This is a genomic window from Rhodococcus sp. T7 (genome assembly GCF_009872365.1).
Lineage (GTDB): Bacteria > Actinomycetota > Actinomycetes > Mycobacteriales > Mycobacteriaceae > Rhodococcus_F.
This window is the reverse complement of the sequence record NZ_WXYH01000022.1, coordinates 115953-131793: the sequence shown is the minus strand read 5'-3', so window position 1 is coordinate 131793 and position 15841 is coordinate 115953. Positions and strand designations below refer to the sequence as shown.

15 protein-coding genes and 1 pseudogene are annotated in these 15841 nt (G+C 68.0%); 8 read left to right on the top strand and 8 right to left on the bottom strand.

All coding sequences use genetic code 11. The features are described 5' to 3' along the window. A pseudogene (locus MLGJGCBP_RS03745) lies at positions 1-216 on the bottom strand (hypothetical protein); the annotation flags it as partial. 167 nt (positions 217-383) lie between these two features. Between MLGJGCBP_RS03745 and MLGJGCBP_RS03740 the strand changes: the two are divergent. Next, a complete protein-coding gene (locus tag MLGJGCBP_RS03740) occupies positions 384-1352 on the top strand; it encodes a helix-turn-helix transcriptional regulator (RefSeq protein WP_160094104.1) in 969 nt (322 codons plus the stop codon). Between the two features lie 107 nt (positions 1353-1459). After that, the gene (locus tag MLGJGCBP_RS03735; protein WP_160094098.1) at positions 1460-1894 is read left to right on the top strand and encodes a hypothetical protein; all 435 of its coding nucleotides are present in this window, start codon (positions 1460-1462) and stop codon (positions 1892-1894) included. A 101-nt stretch (positions 1895-1995) separates the two neighbouring features. Here MLGJGCBP_RS03735 and MLGJGCBP_RS03730 read toward each other — a convergent pair whose 3' ends face one another. From MLGJGCBP_RS03730 to MLGJGCBP_RS03715, 4 genes are all read right to left on the bottom strand, one after another. Next, positions 1996-2199 carry a cold-shock protein gene (locus MLGJGCBP_RS03730; RefSeq protein WP_005255446.1) on the bottom strand — a complete coding sequence of 68 codons (204 nt, stop codon included), beginning with the start codon at positions 2197-2199 and terminating at the stop codon, positions 1996-1998. Positions 2200-2435: 236 nt separating this feature from the next. Further along, positions 2436-3326 (bottom strand): 16S rRNA (adenine(1518)-N(6)/adenine(1519)-N(6))-dimethyltransferase RsmA, encoded by an 891-nt coding sequence (gene rsmA, locus MLGJGCBP_RS03725; protein WP_160094097.1) that lies wholly within the window; start codon positions 3324-3326, stop codon positions 2436-2438. 10 nt (positions 3327-3336) lie between these two features. Further along, on the bottom strand, positions 3337-4464 hold the full coding sequence (locus MLGJGCBP_RS03720; protein ID WP_160094096.1) for a resuscitation-promoting factor: 1128 nt from the start codon (positions 4462-4464) through the stop codon (positions 3337-3339). A gap of 22 nt (positions 4465-4486) precedes the next feature. Then, positions 4487-5602 carry a resuscitation-promoting factor gene (locus tag MLGJGCBP_RS03715; protein ID WP_160094095.1) on the bottom strand — a complete coding sequence of 372 codons (1116 nt, stop codon included), beginning with the start codon at positions 5600-5602 and terminating at the stop codon, positions 4487-4489. Positions 5603-5842: 240 nt separating this feature from the next. Between MLGJGCBP_RS03715 and MLGJGCBP_RS03710 the strand changes: the two genes are divergently transcribed. Further along, positions 5843-7312, top strand: coding sequence for an amino acid ABC transporter substrate-binding protein/permease (locus MLGJGCBP_RS03710; protein WP_442972075.1), 1470 nt, complete (start codon positions 5843-5845; stop codon positions 7310-7312). After that, positions 7309-8079: an amino acid ABC transporter ATP-binding protein gene (locus MLGJGCBP_RS03705; protein ID WP_072941110.1), complete on the top strand. Its 771-nt coding sequence runs from the start codon at positions 7309-7311 to the stop codon at positions 8077-8079. Before MLGJGCBP_RS03710 ends, MLGJGCBP_RS03705 begins: the two co-directional genes overlap by 4 nt. Before the next feature lie 50 nt (positions 8080-8129). Here the strand turns inward: MLGJGCBP_RS03705 and MLGJGCBP_RS03700 are convergent, their stop codons facing one another. After that, positions 8130-8570 carry a DoxX family protein gene (locus tag MLGJGCBP_RS03700; protein ID WP_160094093.1) on the bottom strand — a complete coding sequence of 147 codons (441 nt, stop codon included), beginning with the start codon at positions 8568-8570 and terminating at the stop codon, positions 8130-8132. A gap of 138 nt (positions 8571-8708) precedes the next feature. Beyond that, positions 8709-9551: a TatD family hydrolase gene (locus tag MLGJGCBP_RS03695; protein WP_160094092.1), complete on the bottom strand. Its 843-nt coding sequence runs from the start codon at positions 9549-9551 to the stop codon at positions 8709-8711. Positions 9552-9586: 35 nt separating this feature from the next. On the opposite strand from MLGJGCBP_RS03695, the gene MLGJGCBP_RS03690 reads away from it, so the two are divergent. The 3 genes from MLGJGCBP_RS03690 (at position 9587) to MLGJGCBP_RS03680 (ending at position 13377) form a co-directional block, all read left to right on the top strand. Further along, entirely contained in the window at positions 9587-10480 is an 894-nt protein-coding gene (locus tag MLGJGCBP_RS03690; protein WP_160094091.1) for an SDR family oxidoreductase, read from the top strand. A 53-nt stretch (positions 10481-10533) separates the two neighbouring features. Continuing rightward, positions 10534-12093 carry a methionine--tRNA ligase gene (gene metG / locus MLGJGCBP_RS03685; protein WP_160094090.1) on the top strand — a complete coding sequence of 520 codons (1560 nt, stop codon included), beginning with the start codon at positions 10534-10536 and terminating at the stop codon, positions 12091-12093. Between the two features lie 108 nt (positions 12094-12201). After that, a complete protein-coding gene (locus MLGJGCBP_RS03680; RefSeq protein WP_160094089.1) occupies positions 12202-13377 on the top strand; it encodes a DUF2786 domain-containing protein in 1176 nt (391 codons plus the stop codon). 7 nt (positions 13378-13384) lie between these two features. Here MLGJGCBP_RS03680 and rsmI read toward each other — a convergent pair whose 3' ends face one another. Beyond that, positions 13385-14215 (bottom strand): 16S rRNA (cytidine(1402)-2'-O)-methyltransferase, encoded by an 831-nt coding sequence (gene rsmI / locus MLGJGCBP_RS03675; RefSeq protein WP_087560008.1) that lies wholly within the window; start codon positions 14213-14215, stop codon positions 13385-13387. 29 nt (positions 14216-14244) lie between these two features. Between rsmI and MLGJGCBP_RS03670 the strand changes: the two genes are divergently transcribed. Continuing rightward, complete coding sequence (locus MLGJGCBP_RS03670; protein WP_160094103.1) at positions 14245-15798, top strand: dolichyl-phosphate-mannose--protein mannosyltransferase; 1554 nt, start codon at positions 14245-14247, stop codon at positions 15796-15798. The last annotated feature ends 43 nt before the right edge of the window (positions 15799-15841 follow it).

The window sequence follows — 15841 nt, the reverse complement described above, 5'->3', positions numbered from 1 at the left end:
CTGGCGTTGCAGGCCATCTACGCGGATGTCCGCGAGGGCACCGCGGGTGTCCCCCGCGGCGAATCTGCCCTGCGCGCTGTTGAAGAGGTCGGCCGCCGAGGCTGACGCCGTCGCGGTGGTCGAGACCGCCAGCGCCAGGCAGAAGGCGGTGGTCATGACTGCGGCGAGCAGCGCCCTGACCGCCGAAGAGATGGATCGAGCACGGAAGTGCGTCACGCTGAGACCTTTCCGTCGGATTTTCACGAAATACCTATGCGATGGTCCGTGGAGCGTCGGCGCCAGTGTAGTGACACTCGTGGGGCTGGTGGGGCAATCGTTACTTACCGTTATCTCCTGCCGATAGAGGACAGAAGATGTCCTCTATCGATGGCATCCTGAGGTGCATGCGGGAAACTTCGGCACGACTCCTCCGGCTGCTCTCCCTGCTCCAGACCCGAAAAGACTGGTCCGGGGCAGAACTCGCCGACCGGCTCGGCATCACCGCGCGCACCGTCCGGCGAGACGTGGAGAAACTCCGCGACCTCGGCTATCCGGTCGACGCGACGGTCGGGGTCGGCGGTGGGTACCAACTCGGCGCCGGCGCGGAAATGCCGCCCCTGCTACTCGACGACGAAGAAGTGCTGGCCGTCGCGCTCGGCCTCCAATCCGGCGCGACCGGATCCGTGGTCGGCATCGGAGAGGCGTCGATGCGGGCACTCACCAAACTCCGGCAGGTAATGCCGTCCCGCCTGCGGCACCGCCTCGAGGCACTGCAGGTCGACGTCGTCCACCGCGAGCCCGCGAAGAGCGCCGTCGACGCCCGGGTCCTCTCTGCCGTCGCATCGGTGTGCCACAACCACGAACGACTCCGGTTCGACTACCGCGCCCACGACGGCACCGAGAGCCGCCGCGAAGTGGAGCCGTACCGGCTCGTGCGCTCCGGACTGCGCTGGTACCTCGTCGCCTGGGACCTCGCCCGCGCCGACTGGCGGTCGTTCCGGGTGGACCGACTGACGCCCAAGATCCCGACGGGACCGCGGTTCGCACCCCGCGAACTGCCGCCCGGCGGCGCCGCCGAGTTCGTCGCACGCGGAATCAACCGGGCAGTCACCCGGATCCGCGCACGAGTGCTGCTGCACGCGTCGATCGACGACATGGCGGTCCTGGTGCACGAAGACTGGGGAACTCTCGAAGAAATGCCCGACGGACAGTGTGCGGTGGCGCTCGGCGGCGACTCCGTGCCGTCGATAGCCAACTGGCTCAGCGCATTCGGCGTCGACTTCACCGTCCTCGACCCCCCTGAGCTGCGCGAAGAGTGCCGACGGGTGGGTGAGCGTCACCGCCTCTTCGCCGACCGCTACGGTAACGCCTGACCGAGACGCCGTTCAGCCGTCACCGCGGACCGAAAATCCCGTGGAACCGAACGGCCCTGCGCGGCGTCCAACCAGGTGACGACAACGAAAGGTCGGGGTAGTCGGGGATGCAGCACACGATTGTCGAGGAGGGGCGCGCGCGGGCGCCCGCGGCGGCGGGACCAATCGGGAAGGTGCTCGTCGGGGGCCATCTGGCACTCGGGGGCGCCACCGTCGTGATCATGGCGTTCTCGTTGGCGTTCGTGTGCACCCTGGACAACGGAACGCAGCCGTGGACGTGGCCGGGAAGGTATTCGGCGGCCTGGTTCGTCGCCGCCGCCATCGTCTCCACCACGCTGTGGGCGCTCTTCGTGACGGGAACGGTGATCTTCTCGTCGAGACCCCGGCGGGCACTCGGAACGGCCACGTTCTTCGTCGCGGCGGCCCTCGGAGCCGCTGCGGTGATCGGGTTGTTCGGGCCGTCGGAGAGTTCGGCGCTGCAACTCTGGCTGGTCTGCGCCATGAATCTCGGGTACCAGGCCGCGCACCTCAGATCGGCGTAGCAGCGCGACAGTGTGTGAAGACGAGACAAGGCCCCACTCCGTGACGAGTGGGGCCTTGCTCGAACGTCATGTCCCGGCGAACCGGGAAGTCATGGCCGTTCTCAGATCAGGGTGACGCCGGTGGCCTGCGGGCCCTTGTTGCCCTGGCCGATCTCGAACGAAACACGCTGATTCTCCTCGAGCGTGCGGAAGCCGCCGCTCTGGATCTCCGAGTAATGGACGAACACGTCAGCGCTGCCGTCCTCGGGGGCGATGAAGCCGAACCCCTTCTCGGAGTTGAACCACTTCACGATGCCCTCTGCCATGTAAATCTCCTCTAACACAGTAACTTCTTCAGGTAACCGGCTCGGTTACCAGGGTCATTGACACGACCGTCTACGACAATTCCTGTGGAGGACGTCCAAACGCTCGCAACCATCGATTTGCGAGCGTGGGAAACACAAACACAAAACTTACGACCTCCAATAGTGAACCACACATCTGGTCGGTTGTCTCCCCCGGGCCCGTGAGTACTTGTTAACGGCCGGCGGTTGAGAAGTACTCACGGGTGGGTGGCGGCGAGACGCACGAACGCCGCGGCGTCGAGGGTCTCCCCGCGGGCGGACGGTGGGATGCCGGCCTCGAGCAGTCGTCGCTCGGCCTCGGCGGGCGATCCCGCCCATCCGCCGAGCGCGGCTCGTAAAGTCTTGCGGCGCTGAGCGAAAGCCGCATCGATGACGGCGAACACGCGGCGCCGGTGCTCGTCGTCGACGGGCCACGGCGGTTCGGCGTAGCGGTCGACGCGGACGAGACCCGACTCGACCTTCGGGACGGGCCAAAACACCGCCCGGCCGACGGCACCGGCGCGGCGGACGGCGCCGAAGAAATTGGCCTTCACACTCGGCACGCCGTAGATCTTGCTGCCAGGGGACGCCGCCAGGCGGTCGGCGACCTCGGCCTGCACCATCACCAGCGCGGTTCGCAGGCTGGGCAGTTCGGAGAACAGGTGCAGCAGCACGGGCACCGCCACGTTGTACGGCAGATTCGCGACGAGTGCCGTGGGTTCGCCGGGGATCTCGGACGGCGCGACGCGCATCGCGTCCGCGTCGACGACGGTCAGCCTGTCGGCGAGTTCCGGGGCACGGTCGGCGACCGTGACCGGGAGTCGGGCGGCGAGGTTGGGGTCGATCTCGACGGCGATCACCCTGTCGACGACGTCGAGCAGCGCCAGCGTCAGCGAACCGAGCCCGGGGCCGACCTCGAGGACCGTGTCGTCGCGTCCCACTCCGGCGGTCGCGACGATGCGCCGGACGGTGTTGGCGTCGTGCACGAAGTTCTGCCCCAACTGCTTGGTGGGGCGCACGCCGAATTCCTCGGCTAACGCACGCACTTCGGCGGGGCCGAGCAGTGCGGCCTGACCTCGAGCGGCGGGGGGAACTTCGGCGTCGGACACCAACCGAACTTTAACGCACGCCGAGCCTGCCCGAGCACGACGGCCACGCTCCCCAACCCTGCGTCCGCTGCGTCTGCGACGCGATGGCGATCTGCTCCTCGCGGGACGCGAGGTCGGCGCGCGGCGCGTACTTGAGGCCGCCCTGACGCTCCCACGTGTTCTGGTCGAACTGGACGCCGCCGAAGAATCCGTTGCCGGTGTTGATGGCCCAGTTGCCGGTGGCCTCGCACTGCGCGAGAGCATCCCAGACCGAACCGTTCTCGACGGGCGGCACCTCGGTGCCCGGCTTCGCGCCGACGCGGATCACCTTCGGCTGCGCAGGCGTCGTGACCGTCGCGGACACCTGGTTGCGTCCGACTTCCTCGCCGTTGACGGTGTTGACCGCGAACGTGACGTCCTGGACGCCGGGCACTCCTTGACTCTCGACCACGGTGCGGCTCTTGTTCATCGTCGGGTCCTCGACGCGCTGTTCCTCCGGAGCCAGCGGCAGCGTCTCGACCTTCGTCTCGGTGCGGTCACGGGTGACCGTGACGTCCATCCCCTCCGTCAGCGGAGTGTCCGCTGCCGGGACGACGGTGTCAGCCTGCTCGAGCGGCGCGCCGTGCGCGGCCAGGAAGTCCCCGACCGTCGGCGCGGCCATGCGGACGTCGGCGACCGGAAGCGCACCGTCGGCGAGCTTGACGACGAGCGGGTTGAGCACGTCGAGTGCGGCGCCGTCGAGCGGAAGTCGCTGCGAACGGGATGCGGACACGTGCACGTCCTCGCCGAGATCGAACTGCTTCAGCGCGTCCTCGACGGTGAGCGCGGTGGTCCACACCGTCTTCGGCTGCCCGTCCACCGTCAGCGACACCTCACGCGCGCGGCGCAGGACCACGGTGTCCCCGTCGGACAGGGTCGCGTCGCGTTCCGGCGCCACCACGTCGCGGTCGGTGACCGAGTACCCGGCGTCGGCCAGGGCGGCATCGACGCTCGTGGTCATGGTGCTCAGCGAGATCGTCTCGCCGTCCACGTCGAGGGTGACGTTCTTGTGCCGGACCACGGCCATCACTCCGCCGGCGATCAGCGTGGCGAGAAGCAGGGCCACCACGGTGTACAGCAGTGGCGAGCGAGCCGAGTTGATCTTCGCGAAGGGTGACATCGGGTTCCTTTACTTCAGATCGTCAGCGGAGTCCGAGCTTGCTGGTGCAGGCGGGCCAGGCTCCCCAGCCCTGCGCCGCCTGGACCTTCTCGGCGACGGAGATCTGCTGTTCGCGGGAAGCGAGGTCGGCGCGGGAGGCGTACTGGGTTCCGCCGAAGGCCTCCCAGGTGCTCTGGGTGAACTGCAGTCCGCCGAAGAATCCGTTGCCGGTGTTGATGGCCCAGTTGCCGGTGGCCTCGCAGTGCGCGATCGAATCCCAGGTGGAGGCGTTGGAGATGGCGAGTTCCTTCACGCCGACCTTGACGAGCGCGGGCGCCGGCTCGCGGAGCACCTGCGAGCTGAGTTCCTGGCGTCCGGCCTCGACACCGTTGACCGTCTTCACGGAAGCGGTGACGGTGCGCTCGCCGGGAACGCCGGGGTTTTCGACGACGGTCTTGCCCTTGTCGAGCGCGGGATCGTCGACGCGGTTCTCGGGCGGCGCGATCGGCAGCGTCTCGGTGCGGGTCTCGGTGCGGTCGCGGGTCACGTGGATCTCGGCGCCTTCGACGACGGGGGCGTCGGCCGGGGGCACGACGGTGTCGGCCTGCTCGAGCGGGGCGCCGTTGGCGGCGAGGAGTTCGCCCACGGTGGGGGCGGCGAGGCGGACGTCGGTGAGCGGGGCGCCGCCGTCGGCGACCTTGACGAGCTTGGCGTTGACGACCTCGAGCGAGGCGCCCTCGAGCGGCAGACGCTCGGAGCGGGACGCCGAGACGTGGACGTCGTCGGCGAGTTCGAACTGCTTCAGCGCGTCGTCGACGGTGAGCGCGGTGGTCCACACGGTCTTGGGCTGCCCGTCGACGGTGAGGTCGATCTCGCGGGCACGCCGCAACACCACCGTGTCGCCGTCGGAGATCGACGCGTCGGCCGCGGGAGCGACCGCGTCACGCTCGCCGACGGTGTATCCGGCGTCGTCGAGCGCGCCGCTGACATCGGAGGCCATCGTGCCGAGCGAGATGGTCTCGCCATCGATGTCGAGCGTGACGGTCTTGTGCCGTGCCACTGCCAACGCACCGCCCACGACGAGCGTCGCGAGCAGTGCCGCGACGACTACGTAGAGAAGGGGCGATTTGGCGTTGTTGATTCTGGCTAGAGGCGACACATGAATTCCCAAGGCTGGCGGACGTTTGATCACGGTACGGTAACGAATCGGCGATGGTCTGGCAACTTTGCCGCTACGACCTGCGTCCTAGATCACGAAAAGGTTGAGATCGGGGACGGTTTTCGCTTTACCGTCATCAATCGCTTCTGGTCCGGACCACCCTCGAAACGCAGTATCTTGCGACATGCACCAAGAAGCCCGGAAGCGACCGGGCATTACCGACAAGAAAGCTGGGGTTCCGTGCGCAGCAGATCCGATCGACTTCTGAGACTCGTCAGACGTCCGAGAGTGCCCGCGGTGATCGCCGCGCTGACGCTGCTCGTCACACTCGTCGCGCCCGGGATCGCGGGCGCGCAGCAGCCCGCTCCGGGCAACGACTACACCATCGCCACCGACATCACGTTCGCCCCGTTCGAGTTCCAGGACGAGAGCGGCAAGCTCGTCGGCATCGACATGGACCTCCTCGCCGCCATCGCCGAGGACCAGGGGTTCACCTACCGGGTCAACGCCGTCGGATTCGACGCCGCACTGCAGGCGGTCACCGGCGGCCAGGCCAACGGCATGATCGCCGGCATGTCGATCACCGACGCCCGCAAGGCGACGTTCGACTTCTCCGACCCGTACTTCGAATCGGGTGTGCAGATGGGCGTGCTCGAGTCCAACGACTCGATCACGTCGTACGAGGACCTGCGCGGCAAGTCCGTCGCAGTCAAAAACGGCACCGAGGGCGCCACGTACGCGGAGTCCATCAAGGACCAGTACGGGTTCACCACCAAGTACTTCGCCGACTCGTCGAGCATGTTCGACGAGGTCCGCACGGGTAACTCGGTGGCCGTGTTCGAGGACTACCCCGTCCTCGCCTACGGCATCAAGCAGGGCAACGGGTTCAAGACCGTCACCGACAAGGTCCCGGGCGCCAGCTACGGGTTCGCCGTCGCGAAGGGCCAGAACGCGCAGCTCCTCCAGGAGTTCAACACCGGTCTCGCCAACGTGAAGGCGAGCGGCAAGTACGACGAGATCCTCGACACCTACCTCAACGCCGACGCCTCCGACGACGACAACTCGATCCTCGGCCTGATCAAGAGCACCTACCCGCTGCTGCTCGAAGGTCTGTGGCTGACGATCGTCCTGACCGTGGTCTCGATCGCCATCGCGCTCGTGCTCGGCGCGATCTTCGGCCTGTTCCGGGTGTCGACCAACATCGTCCTGCGCGGCATCGGTACCACCTACGTGGACGTGTTCCGCGGAACTCCGCTGCTGGTGCAGGCCTTCTTCATCTACTTCGGCATCCCGGCGGCGCTGGACTTCCAGATGTCGGCGTTCACCGCGGGCATCATCACGCTGAGCCTCAACGCAGGCGCCTACATGGCCGAGATCGTGCGCGGCGGCATCCTGTCAGTGGACAAGGGCCAGATGGAAGCGTCCCGGAGCCTCGGCATCAGCTACCTGAAGTCGATGCAGAAGGTCGTGATGCCGCAGGCCGTGCGGACGATGATCCCGTCGTACATCAACCAGTTCGTGATCACGCTGAAGGACACGTCGATCCTGTCCGTGATCGGACTCGCCGAGCTCACTCAGACCGGGCGGATCATCATCGCCCGCAACTTCCAGTCCTTCAACATGTGGCTGATCATCGGCGTGATGTATTTCATCATCATCATGGCGTTGACGAAGCTGTCGAACCGGCTCGAAAAGAGGATCAACAAGTGACCGAGACACCGGTGACGGACAACAAGGCCGAGGCAGCCGACCCGAAGATCCGGGTGAAGGGCCTGAAGAAGTCGTTCGGCGACAACGAGGTACTCAAGGGCATCGACGTCGACATCGCGAGCGGCGAAGTGGTGTGCGTGATCGGGCCGTCCGGCTCCGGCAAGAGCACGTTCCTGCGCTGCCTCAACCGGCTCGAGGACATCACCGGCGGCAACGTCGTCGTCGACGGCTTCGACGTGAGCAATCCCAAGATTGACATCGACCGGGTGCGCCAGCACATCGGGATGGTGTTCCAGCACTTCAACCTGTTCCCGCACATGACGGCGATCGAGAACGTGATGCTCGCGCCCGTGCAGACCAAGCGGGCCTCCAAGGAGGAGGCGCGGGCGACGGCCGTGCGGTTGCTCGAGCAGGTCGGGCTGGCGGAGAAGGCGGACGCGAAGCCGGCGAATCTGTCCGGTGGGCAGAAGCAGCGCGTCGCGATCGCGCGGGCCCTGGCGATGAGCCCGGACATCATGCTGTTCGACGAGGCCACCAGCGCGCTGGACCCCGAGATGGTGGGCGAGGTTCTGCAGGTTCTGCGCGACCTCGCAAAGGGCGGCATGACGATGGTCGTGGTCACCCACGAGATGGGCTTCGCCCGCGAGGTATCCGACCGGGTGATCTTCATGGCCGACGGTTACGTGGTGGAGGAGGGAACTCCGGAGCAGATCTTCGGCGACCCGCAGCAGTCCCGCACCCAGGACTTCCTGAACAAGGTCCTCTGACACGTGAGCGGCGAAGCGTGCCGGGGCACACTTCGCCGCTCACCTGGGGGTCAGACGGTGGCGGGTTCCTTCGCGGCCCACGGCAGCTTGTCGCCGAGCAGTCCGTCGACACCGAAGCGACCCGATCCGACCACGGCGAGCAGCAGCGACGCGACGCCGAGCGCCAGGACCAGTTCGTAGCCGCCGTCGCTCGCGAAGATGCCCTTGTCGATGTGGGCGATGAAGAACGCGCCGACCATGTCGAAGAACAGCAGGATCCCGAAGACCGGGACTGCGGCGCCGACGATGAGCGCGAGGCCGCCGATGACCTCGAGCCAGGTCACGACGAACGCCGAGACGCCGGGGAGCGGCACTCCCATGGCCTCGAAGCCTGCGGTCTGGCCTGCGTGGCCGTTGGTGAACGCCTTCTGCCAGCCGTGGGCGAGGAAGATGACGCCGATACCCAGTCGGGCGACGAGAATTCCCAGGTTCCGAACTGCGGGGTTGTTCATGGATGCGCCTTTCATCGAGGTGTCCCCGCGCGACCGGGACGACCATTGGTTGAACAGGCAACGATCCTAAGTTCTCTAAGTTGAAACTTCAACTTAAGGTCTGCGGCCCTGTGCGCGCCCGACGAGTCCAGGGACTCCCTACCCACTCACGGGCCGGAGGCCGTACACACGCTCGGCGGTCGCGGTGGACGCCTTCGCCAGGTCGTCCGGGTCCTCGCCGCGGATTTCGGCGAGCGCGCGAACCGTGTACGGCAGGCAGTACGGCTCGTTGGGAGCGCCCCGGAACGGGTGCGGGGTGAGGAACGGCGCATCCGTCTCGACGATCAGCTGATCCGACGGCACCAGCGGCGCCGCCTCCCGCAGCGCCTTCGCGTTCTTGAAGCTGACGGTGCCGGAGAAGCTGAGGACGTAACCGGCGTCGATACATTCGCGCGCCATCTCGGCGTCCGAGGAGAAGCAGTGGAAGATCACCGTCTCCGGCGCCCCCTCCTCGCGGAGCACCTGCAGCAGCGCCTGGTCGGCCTCCCGGTTGTGGATCATCAGAGTCTTGCCGAGCCGCTTCGCGAGGTCGATGTGCCAGCGGAAGCCCTCGGTCTGCTCGGGGACGGTGGCGCAGCCGTCGAGTTTCCCCGGCCAGTAGAAGTCGAGTCCCGTCTCCCCCACCGCGACCACCCGGGGATCCCCGGCGAGGCGCTCGATCTCCGCCCTGGTCGCGCCGTCGAGCACGTTGGCCCGGGTCGGGTGGATGGCGACGGCCGCGTAGACGCGGGGATCCCAGTGGGCGGCGTCGACGGCGAACTGCGCGGCCGCCAGGTCGTCGGCCACCGTGACCACCCGCTCGACCCCGACCGCGGCCGCCCGGTCGACGATCGCCGTGACACTCGCGGCATCCGAGGCTCCACACGCGTCGAGGTGGGTGTGCGAGTCGACGAGCGGGAACAGCGGCGCGGGGGCTTCCGGGGCGGGACGGTCTTTGCTCATGCGGACATTGTCGACGCCGCCGCCGCACGTGTCACATGCGGTACTTTCACCCCGACGGGGAGGGAGCCGTGTCCATGACTTCGAGCTCGATGAACGGCCGCGTGATCGCGGTGACCGGCGGCGCGAGGGGAATCGGGAGGGAAATCGCCCGACAGCTGGCGGTCGCGGGCGCGCGGGTCGCGATCGGTGACATCGACGGCGCCGCGGCCCGGCGCACCGCGGACGAACTCGGCCGGGCGGGCGGGACCGTCGAGGGCCTCGAACTGGACGTCACCGACACCGGATCGTTCTCGGCGTTCCTCGCGGCCGTCGAGGACCATTGGGGACCGATCGACGTGCTCGTCAACAATGCGGGCGTCATGTGGGTCGGGAGCTTCGACGAGGAGCCCGAGTCCGCGACGAACCGGCAGCTCGCGGTGAACCTGCACGGAGTCATCCGGGGAGTGCGCCTGGCGGCCCCGGCGATGCGTGAGCGGGGCCGCGGCCAGATCGTCACGGTGGCGTCGGCGGCGTCGAAGGTCGCCCCGCCCGGCGAGTCGACGTACGCCGCCACCAAGCACGGCGTCCTCGGCTACCTGACCGGCGTCCGCGAGGAACTGCGCGGGTCGGGTGTGCAGATCTCGGTGATCATGCCCGGGGTCGTGGACACCGAACTCGCGGCCGGGACGGCGACCGGCGCGGCCAGGCTGCTGTCGCCCGCCGACGTCGCGAAGACGGTGGTCGCGGTGATCCGGCGTCCCCGGTTCGAAGTGACCATCCCCAGGTACATCGGCCCGCTGTTCCGGTTGGTCACCGTCTTTCCGCAGTTCGCCCGCGACTTCGCGGTCCGGCGGATGGTTCCCGACCAGGTGCGGTCCACGGACAAGTCGGCGCGCGCGGCGTACGAGTCGCGCACCGTCACCGGCGAGGACGGCGCCGGCCCGGGCTAGATCCCGAATCTGCGCGTCACGAAACGGCGGCGCGCAGATAGAGTGGTCGCACCATGAATGCTGCTGATTCCACCGCCTCGCGGCCACCTTTCTATCTGACGACGGCGATCGCGTACCCGAACGGCGTCCCGCACATCGGCCACGCCTACGAGTACATCTCCTCCGACGCCCTGGCACGGTTCAAGCGTCTGGACGGGTTCGACGTCTACTTCCTGACGGGAACCGACGAGCACGGTCTGAAGATGCAGCAGACCGCGGCCAAGGAAGGCATCGACGTCCGCGAACTCGCCGCGCGGAACTCGGATGTGTTCGAGGCCATGGACAAGACGCTGAACATCTCCTTCGACCGGTTCATCCGCACCACGGACGCCGACCACGAAGAGGCCAGCAAGGCGATCTGGCAGAAGATGCTCGACAACGGCGACATCTACCTCGACACGTACTCGGGCTGGTACTCGGTCCGCGACGAGGCGTTCTACACCGAGGCCGAGACCACGCTGCAGGAGGACGGTTCGCGCCTGTCCACCGAGACGGGCACCCCGGTCGAGTGGACGGAGGAGTCCACGTACTTCTTCAAGCTGTCCGAGTACCAGGACAAGCTGCTGGCCCTCTACGACGAGAATCCCGATTTCATCGCGCCCGCGACGCGGCGCAACGAGATCGTCAGCTTCGTCAAGGGCGGTCTCAAGGATCTGTCGATCTCGCGGACGACGTTCGACTGGGGCGTTCCGGTGCCCGACCATCCCGAGCACGTCATGTACGTGTGGGTGGACGCGCTGACCAACTACCTCACCGGCGCCGGGTACCCGGACACGGATTCCGAGCAGTTCGGCAAGTTCTGGCCCGCGAACCTGCACATCATCGGCAAGGACATCACCCGGTTCCACACCGTGTACTGGCCGGCGTTCCTGATGTCGGCGGGAATCGAGTTGCCGAAGCGGGTCTTCGTGCACGGGTTCCTCTACAACAAGGGCGAGAAGATGTCGAAGTCGGTCGGCAACGTCGTCGACCCCGTCGCCATGGTGGAGCAGTACGGCCTCGACGCCGTGCGCTTCTTCCTGCTCCGCGAGATCTCCTACGGCCAGGACGGCAGCTACAGCCACGAGGCCATCGTCACCCGGATCAACGCCGACCTCGCGAACGAACTCGGCAACCTCGCCCAGCGTTCACTGTCGATGGTCGCGAAGAACTGCGACGCGCAGGTCCCGACGCCCGGCGAGCTGACCGAGGACGACACGGCGATGCTCGCGCAGGCGGATGCGCTGCTGGAGCGGGTGCGCGCCGAATACGACGTCCAGGCACTGCATCTCGCGCTGGAGGCGATCTGGTCGGTTCTCGGTGAGACCAACCGGTACTTCTCCAAGCAGGAGCCCTGGGTGCTGAGGAAGACGGATCCGGCACGGATGGCTACGGTGCTGTACGTGACGCTCGAGGTGGTCCGGATCGTGGGCATCCTCGTGCAGCCGGTGATGCCCGGCGCCGCCGAGAAGATCCTGGATCTGCTGGGTCAGAAGAGCGACGCACGGCAGTTCGGCGACCTTCCGACGCGCATCGTGGCGGGCACACCGCTACCTCCGCCGTCGGGCGTATTCCCCCGTTACGTGGAGGACTGATACGCGCGGGGTTCCGTTCTTGTCGGACCCCGCAGGCACACTCTCCCCATGACGCCGACTAGAACATACATTCGATCTCATCACCGTGGATTCGGGAACGGAGCGCGCGTGTTCGACGACGAAGTGAGCCCACAGGCCGCCGCGGCAGTCCACACCCTGATGGGTGAGTTGTCGGGCGCGTACGAGCGCGGGTGGCAGCCCGCCGACGTCATACATCTGGCGCGGAGATCGAAGGAGCCGTCCGACGCGGCGCTGGCGGCGGCCCTGGTGCTGCACGAGGCGGAGCGCACCCGCGCCGCACACCGGGCGCCCCGGGACTGGGTGGAGCAACTCCGCACCATCGGCGAGCAGTACCCGGGCGCTTCCCACCTGGCGGCACGGGTTCCGGTCGACGGTCCCGACGTTCGGGCGCTGGCCGCCGGACTGCTGTTCGAGGACCCGTACCACTCCGTCTACCAGCTCACCGACCTGTCGCTGGCGTGGACGAATCTGCCCGGCTGGACGGTGCTCACTCCCCCGCCGTCGACGTGGCCCGTCGTGCGGGTCGCCGACCCGTCCGCGGCGATGCCGGGCGAGGCCGAGGCCGACGCGAAGGTGCTCAACAGGATTCGCGGGTTGCTCGCCAAGGCCGAGGCCACCGATTTCGCGGAGGAGGCGGAGATCTTCACCGCGAAGGCGCAGGAGTTGATGACGCGCTATGCGATCAACGCGGCCCTCCTGCACACCCAGAACGGGGTGGGCAACACCTCAGTGCACAGTCGCCGCATCCACCTGGAGAATCCGTACGTCAAGGAGAAGGTGCACCTTCTCACGGAGATCGGCGACTCCAACCGGGTGCGCACCGTGTGGTTCAGCTCCCTCGCCATCGCGACCGTGGTCGGCGCCCCCCTCGACCTCCAGCAGGTCGACATGCTCTTCACCTCACTGCTTGTGCAGGCCACGCGCGCAATGCAATTCGCGGACGCCGACAGTCGCAGCGGCGCACGCACCACGTCGTTCCGGAAGGGTTTCCTGGCGGGCTTCGCCAGCCGCATCGGGCAGCGGTTGCGCGACGCCGACAGCCGGGCCACGGCCGACGCCGCCGACGAGGCGGCGATCCCGGTCGCCGATCTGCTACCGATCCTGGCCACCAAGTCCGAGGCCGTCGACGCCGAGTTCGACCGCCTGTTTCCGCGGACCAAGAAGGCCCGCGGCCGGGCCGTCGACGCCAACGGCTGGCACGCCGGGCAGGCGGCCGCCGACGACGCGTCGCTGGCGCCCGGGGAGCGTGCTCTCCGGAGGTAGCGCCCGCCTAGTCCTTCCGGGACGCCAGCACCGTTTCGTAGAGTTCCCGCTTCGACACACCGGTGGTGGCGACGAGCGCGCACGCGTCCTTGAGCCGGGTGCCGTCGGCGACCAGTCGCTCCACCTCGTCGACGAGGTCGGCGGGGTCGGACGCGACGAGGGTGGCGCCCTCCACCACGACGGTGATCTCGCCGCGGACGCCCTCGGCTGCCCACTCGGCGAGTTCGGCGAGGGTGCCGCGGCGGACCTCCTCGTACGTCTTGGTCAGCTCCCGGCAGACGGCGGCGCGGCGGGTGCCGCCGAGCACGTCGGCGGCGTCCGCGAGGCAGTCGGCGAGCCGGTGCGGCGCCTCGAAGAACACGCAGGCGCGTTGCTCGGCGACCAGGGCCTGCAACCACGTCTTGCGCTGACCCTGCTTGCGGGGCGGGAAGCCGTCAAAGCAGAACCGTTCGACGGGCAGCCCGGACAGCGCGAGCGCCGTCGTGACCGCCGACGGTCCGGGCAGGCACGTCACCGCCAGATCCTCGGCCACGCACGCCGACACCAGCCGGTACCCGGGGTCGCTGACCGACGGCATGCCGGCGTCGGTGACGAGGAGCACGGTCTTGCCGGACGCGACGTCGGCGACGAGCGCGGGCAGCCGGGCCGTCTCGACCTGGTCGTAGAAGCTCACGACCTTGCCGGTGATCGTCACGTCGAGCGCGGAGGCGAGGGCCTTGGTGCGGCGGGTGTCCTCGGCGGCGACGACGTCGGCCGTCCCGAGCGCCGTACGCAGCCTCGGCGAGGCGTCACCCACGTCCCCCATCGGTGTTGCGGCGAGCACTAGGCGACCAGTCATGACCCACAGCCTACGATTGCGGCGTGACGATGCTGACGGACGAGCGACCGACGCCCTCCGCACGACAGCCGTCCCTGGTCGGACCGGCGCCGCTCGTGCCGCCCTCCGACTTCGGTCCCGTCGACCGTGCCCGGGGCTGGGTGGTGACCCTGTTCGTCGCGGCGATCGCGGCGATCACCCGGTTCACGATGCTCGGGTACCCGACCGACGCGGGCACTCCCGTGTTCGACGAGAAGCACTACGCGCCGCAGGGCTGGCAGGTGCTCACCGGTGGCTGGGTCGAGGACAATCCCGGCTACGGGCTGGTGGTGCATCCACCGATCGGGAAACAACTGATCGCGATGGGCGAGGCCATCTTCGGCTACAACGGCTGGGGCTGGCGGTTCGCGTCGGCGGTGGCGGGCACGATTTTGGTGTTGCTGGTGATCCGGATCGTCCGCCGGCTCACGCGGTCCACCCTGATCGGCGGTCTCGCCGGGATCCTGCTGGTCGCGGACGGGGTGACGTTCGTGTCGTCGCGGCTCGGCATGCTCGACATCTTCCTGGCCCTGTTCGCGGTGGCGGCGCTCGGCTGCCTGATCGTGGACCGCGACCAGGTGCGCGAGCGGATGGCCCGGGTGTACGCCGAGGGCCGGATCGGCGACAGCGAGTGGGGTCCGCGGCTCGGTGTGCGCTGGTGGCGGTTCGGCGCCGGGATCATGCTGGGTCTGGCGTGCGGCACCAAATGGTCGGGCGTCTACTTCATCGTGTTCTTCGGGCTGCTCAGCGTCGCGTTCGATGTGTCGGCCCGGCGCGCCTACGGGGTGCGCCGCCCGTGGTTCGGCGCCGGCGTCCGCGACGTCGGCCCCGCGCTGTACGCGCTCGTCGTCGTCCCGCTGTTCCTGTACCTGGCCAGCTACTGGGCGTGGTTCGCCAGCGAGACCGGGGTGGACCGGCATGCCGTGGGCAACGAGATCGGAACGGGCGGCACCTGGTCGTTCCTGCCGGCAGCGCTGCGGTCGCTGTGGTACTACAGCGGCAACGTCCTCCAGTTCCACGCGGGCCTCACCAATTCGGCGGGCAACCATCACCCGTGGGAGTCGAAGCCGTGGACATGGCCGATGGGTCTGCGCCCGATGCTGTACTACTTCGCCGAGGGCGATCACGTCACCGGTTGCGGGGCGTCGAGTTGCGTCAAGGCGGTCATGCTCATCGGGACGCCCGCCATGTGGTGGCTGGCACTGCCGATGCTCGCGTGGGCCCTGTGGCAGTCCGTGGTGCGGAAGGACTGGCGGTACGCCACCGTCCTCACCGGCTACGGCGCGGCGTTCCTGCCCTGGCTGACCACCCTGGACCGCCAGATGTACTACTTCTACGCGGTGGCGCTGGCGCCGTTCATGGTGATGGGTTTCGCGCTGGTGCTGGGTGACGTCCTGGGTAGCGCGCGGGCGTCCTTCGAGCGCCGCACCACCGGCCTGCTCGCCGTCTGCCTCTACGTGGGGCTCGTGGTCGCCAACTTCATCTGGTTGTGGCCGATCCTCACCGCCGTCCCGATCACCCCGGAGACGTGGCAGCACCAGCTGTGGCTGCCCAGCTGGCGTTGACGCCGTAAACGAATCGAGCCGTCCGGGTCCCATGGGACCCGGA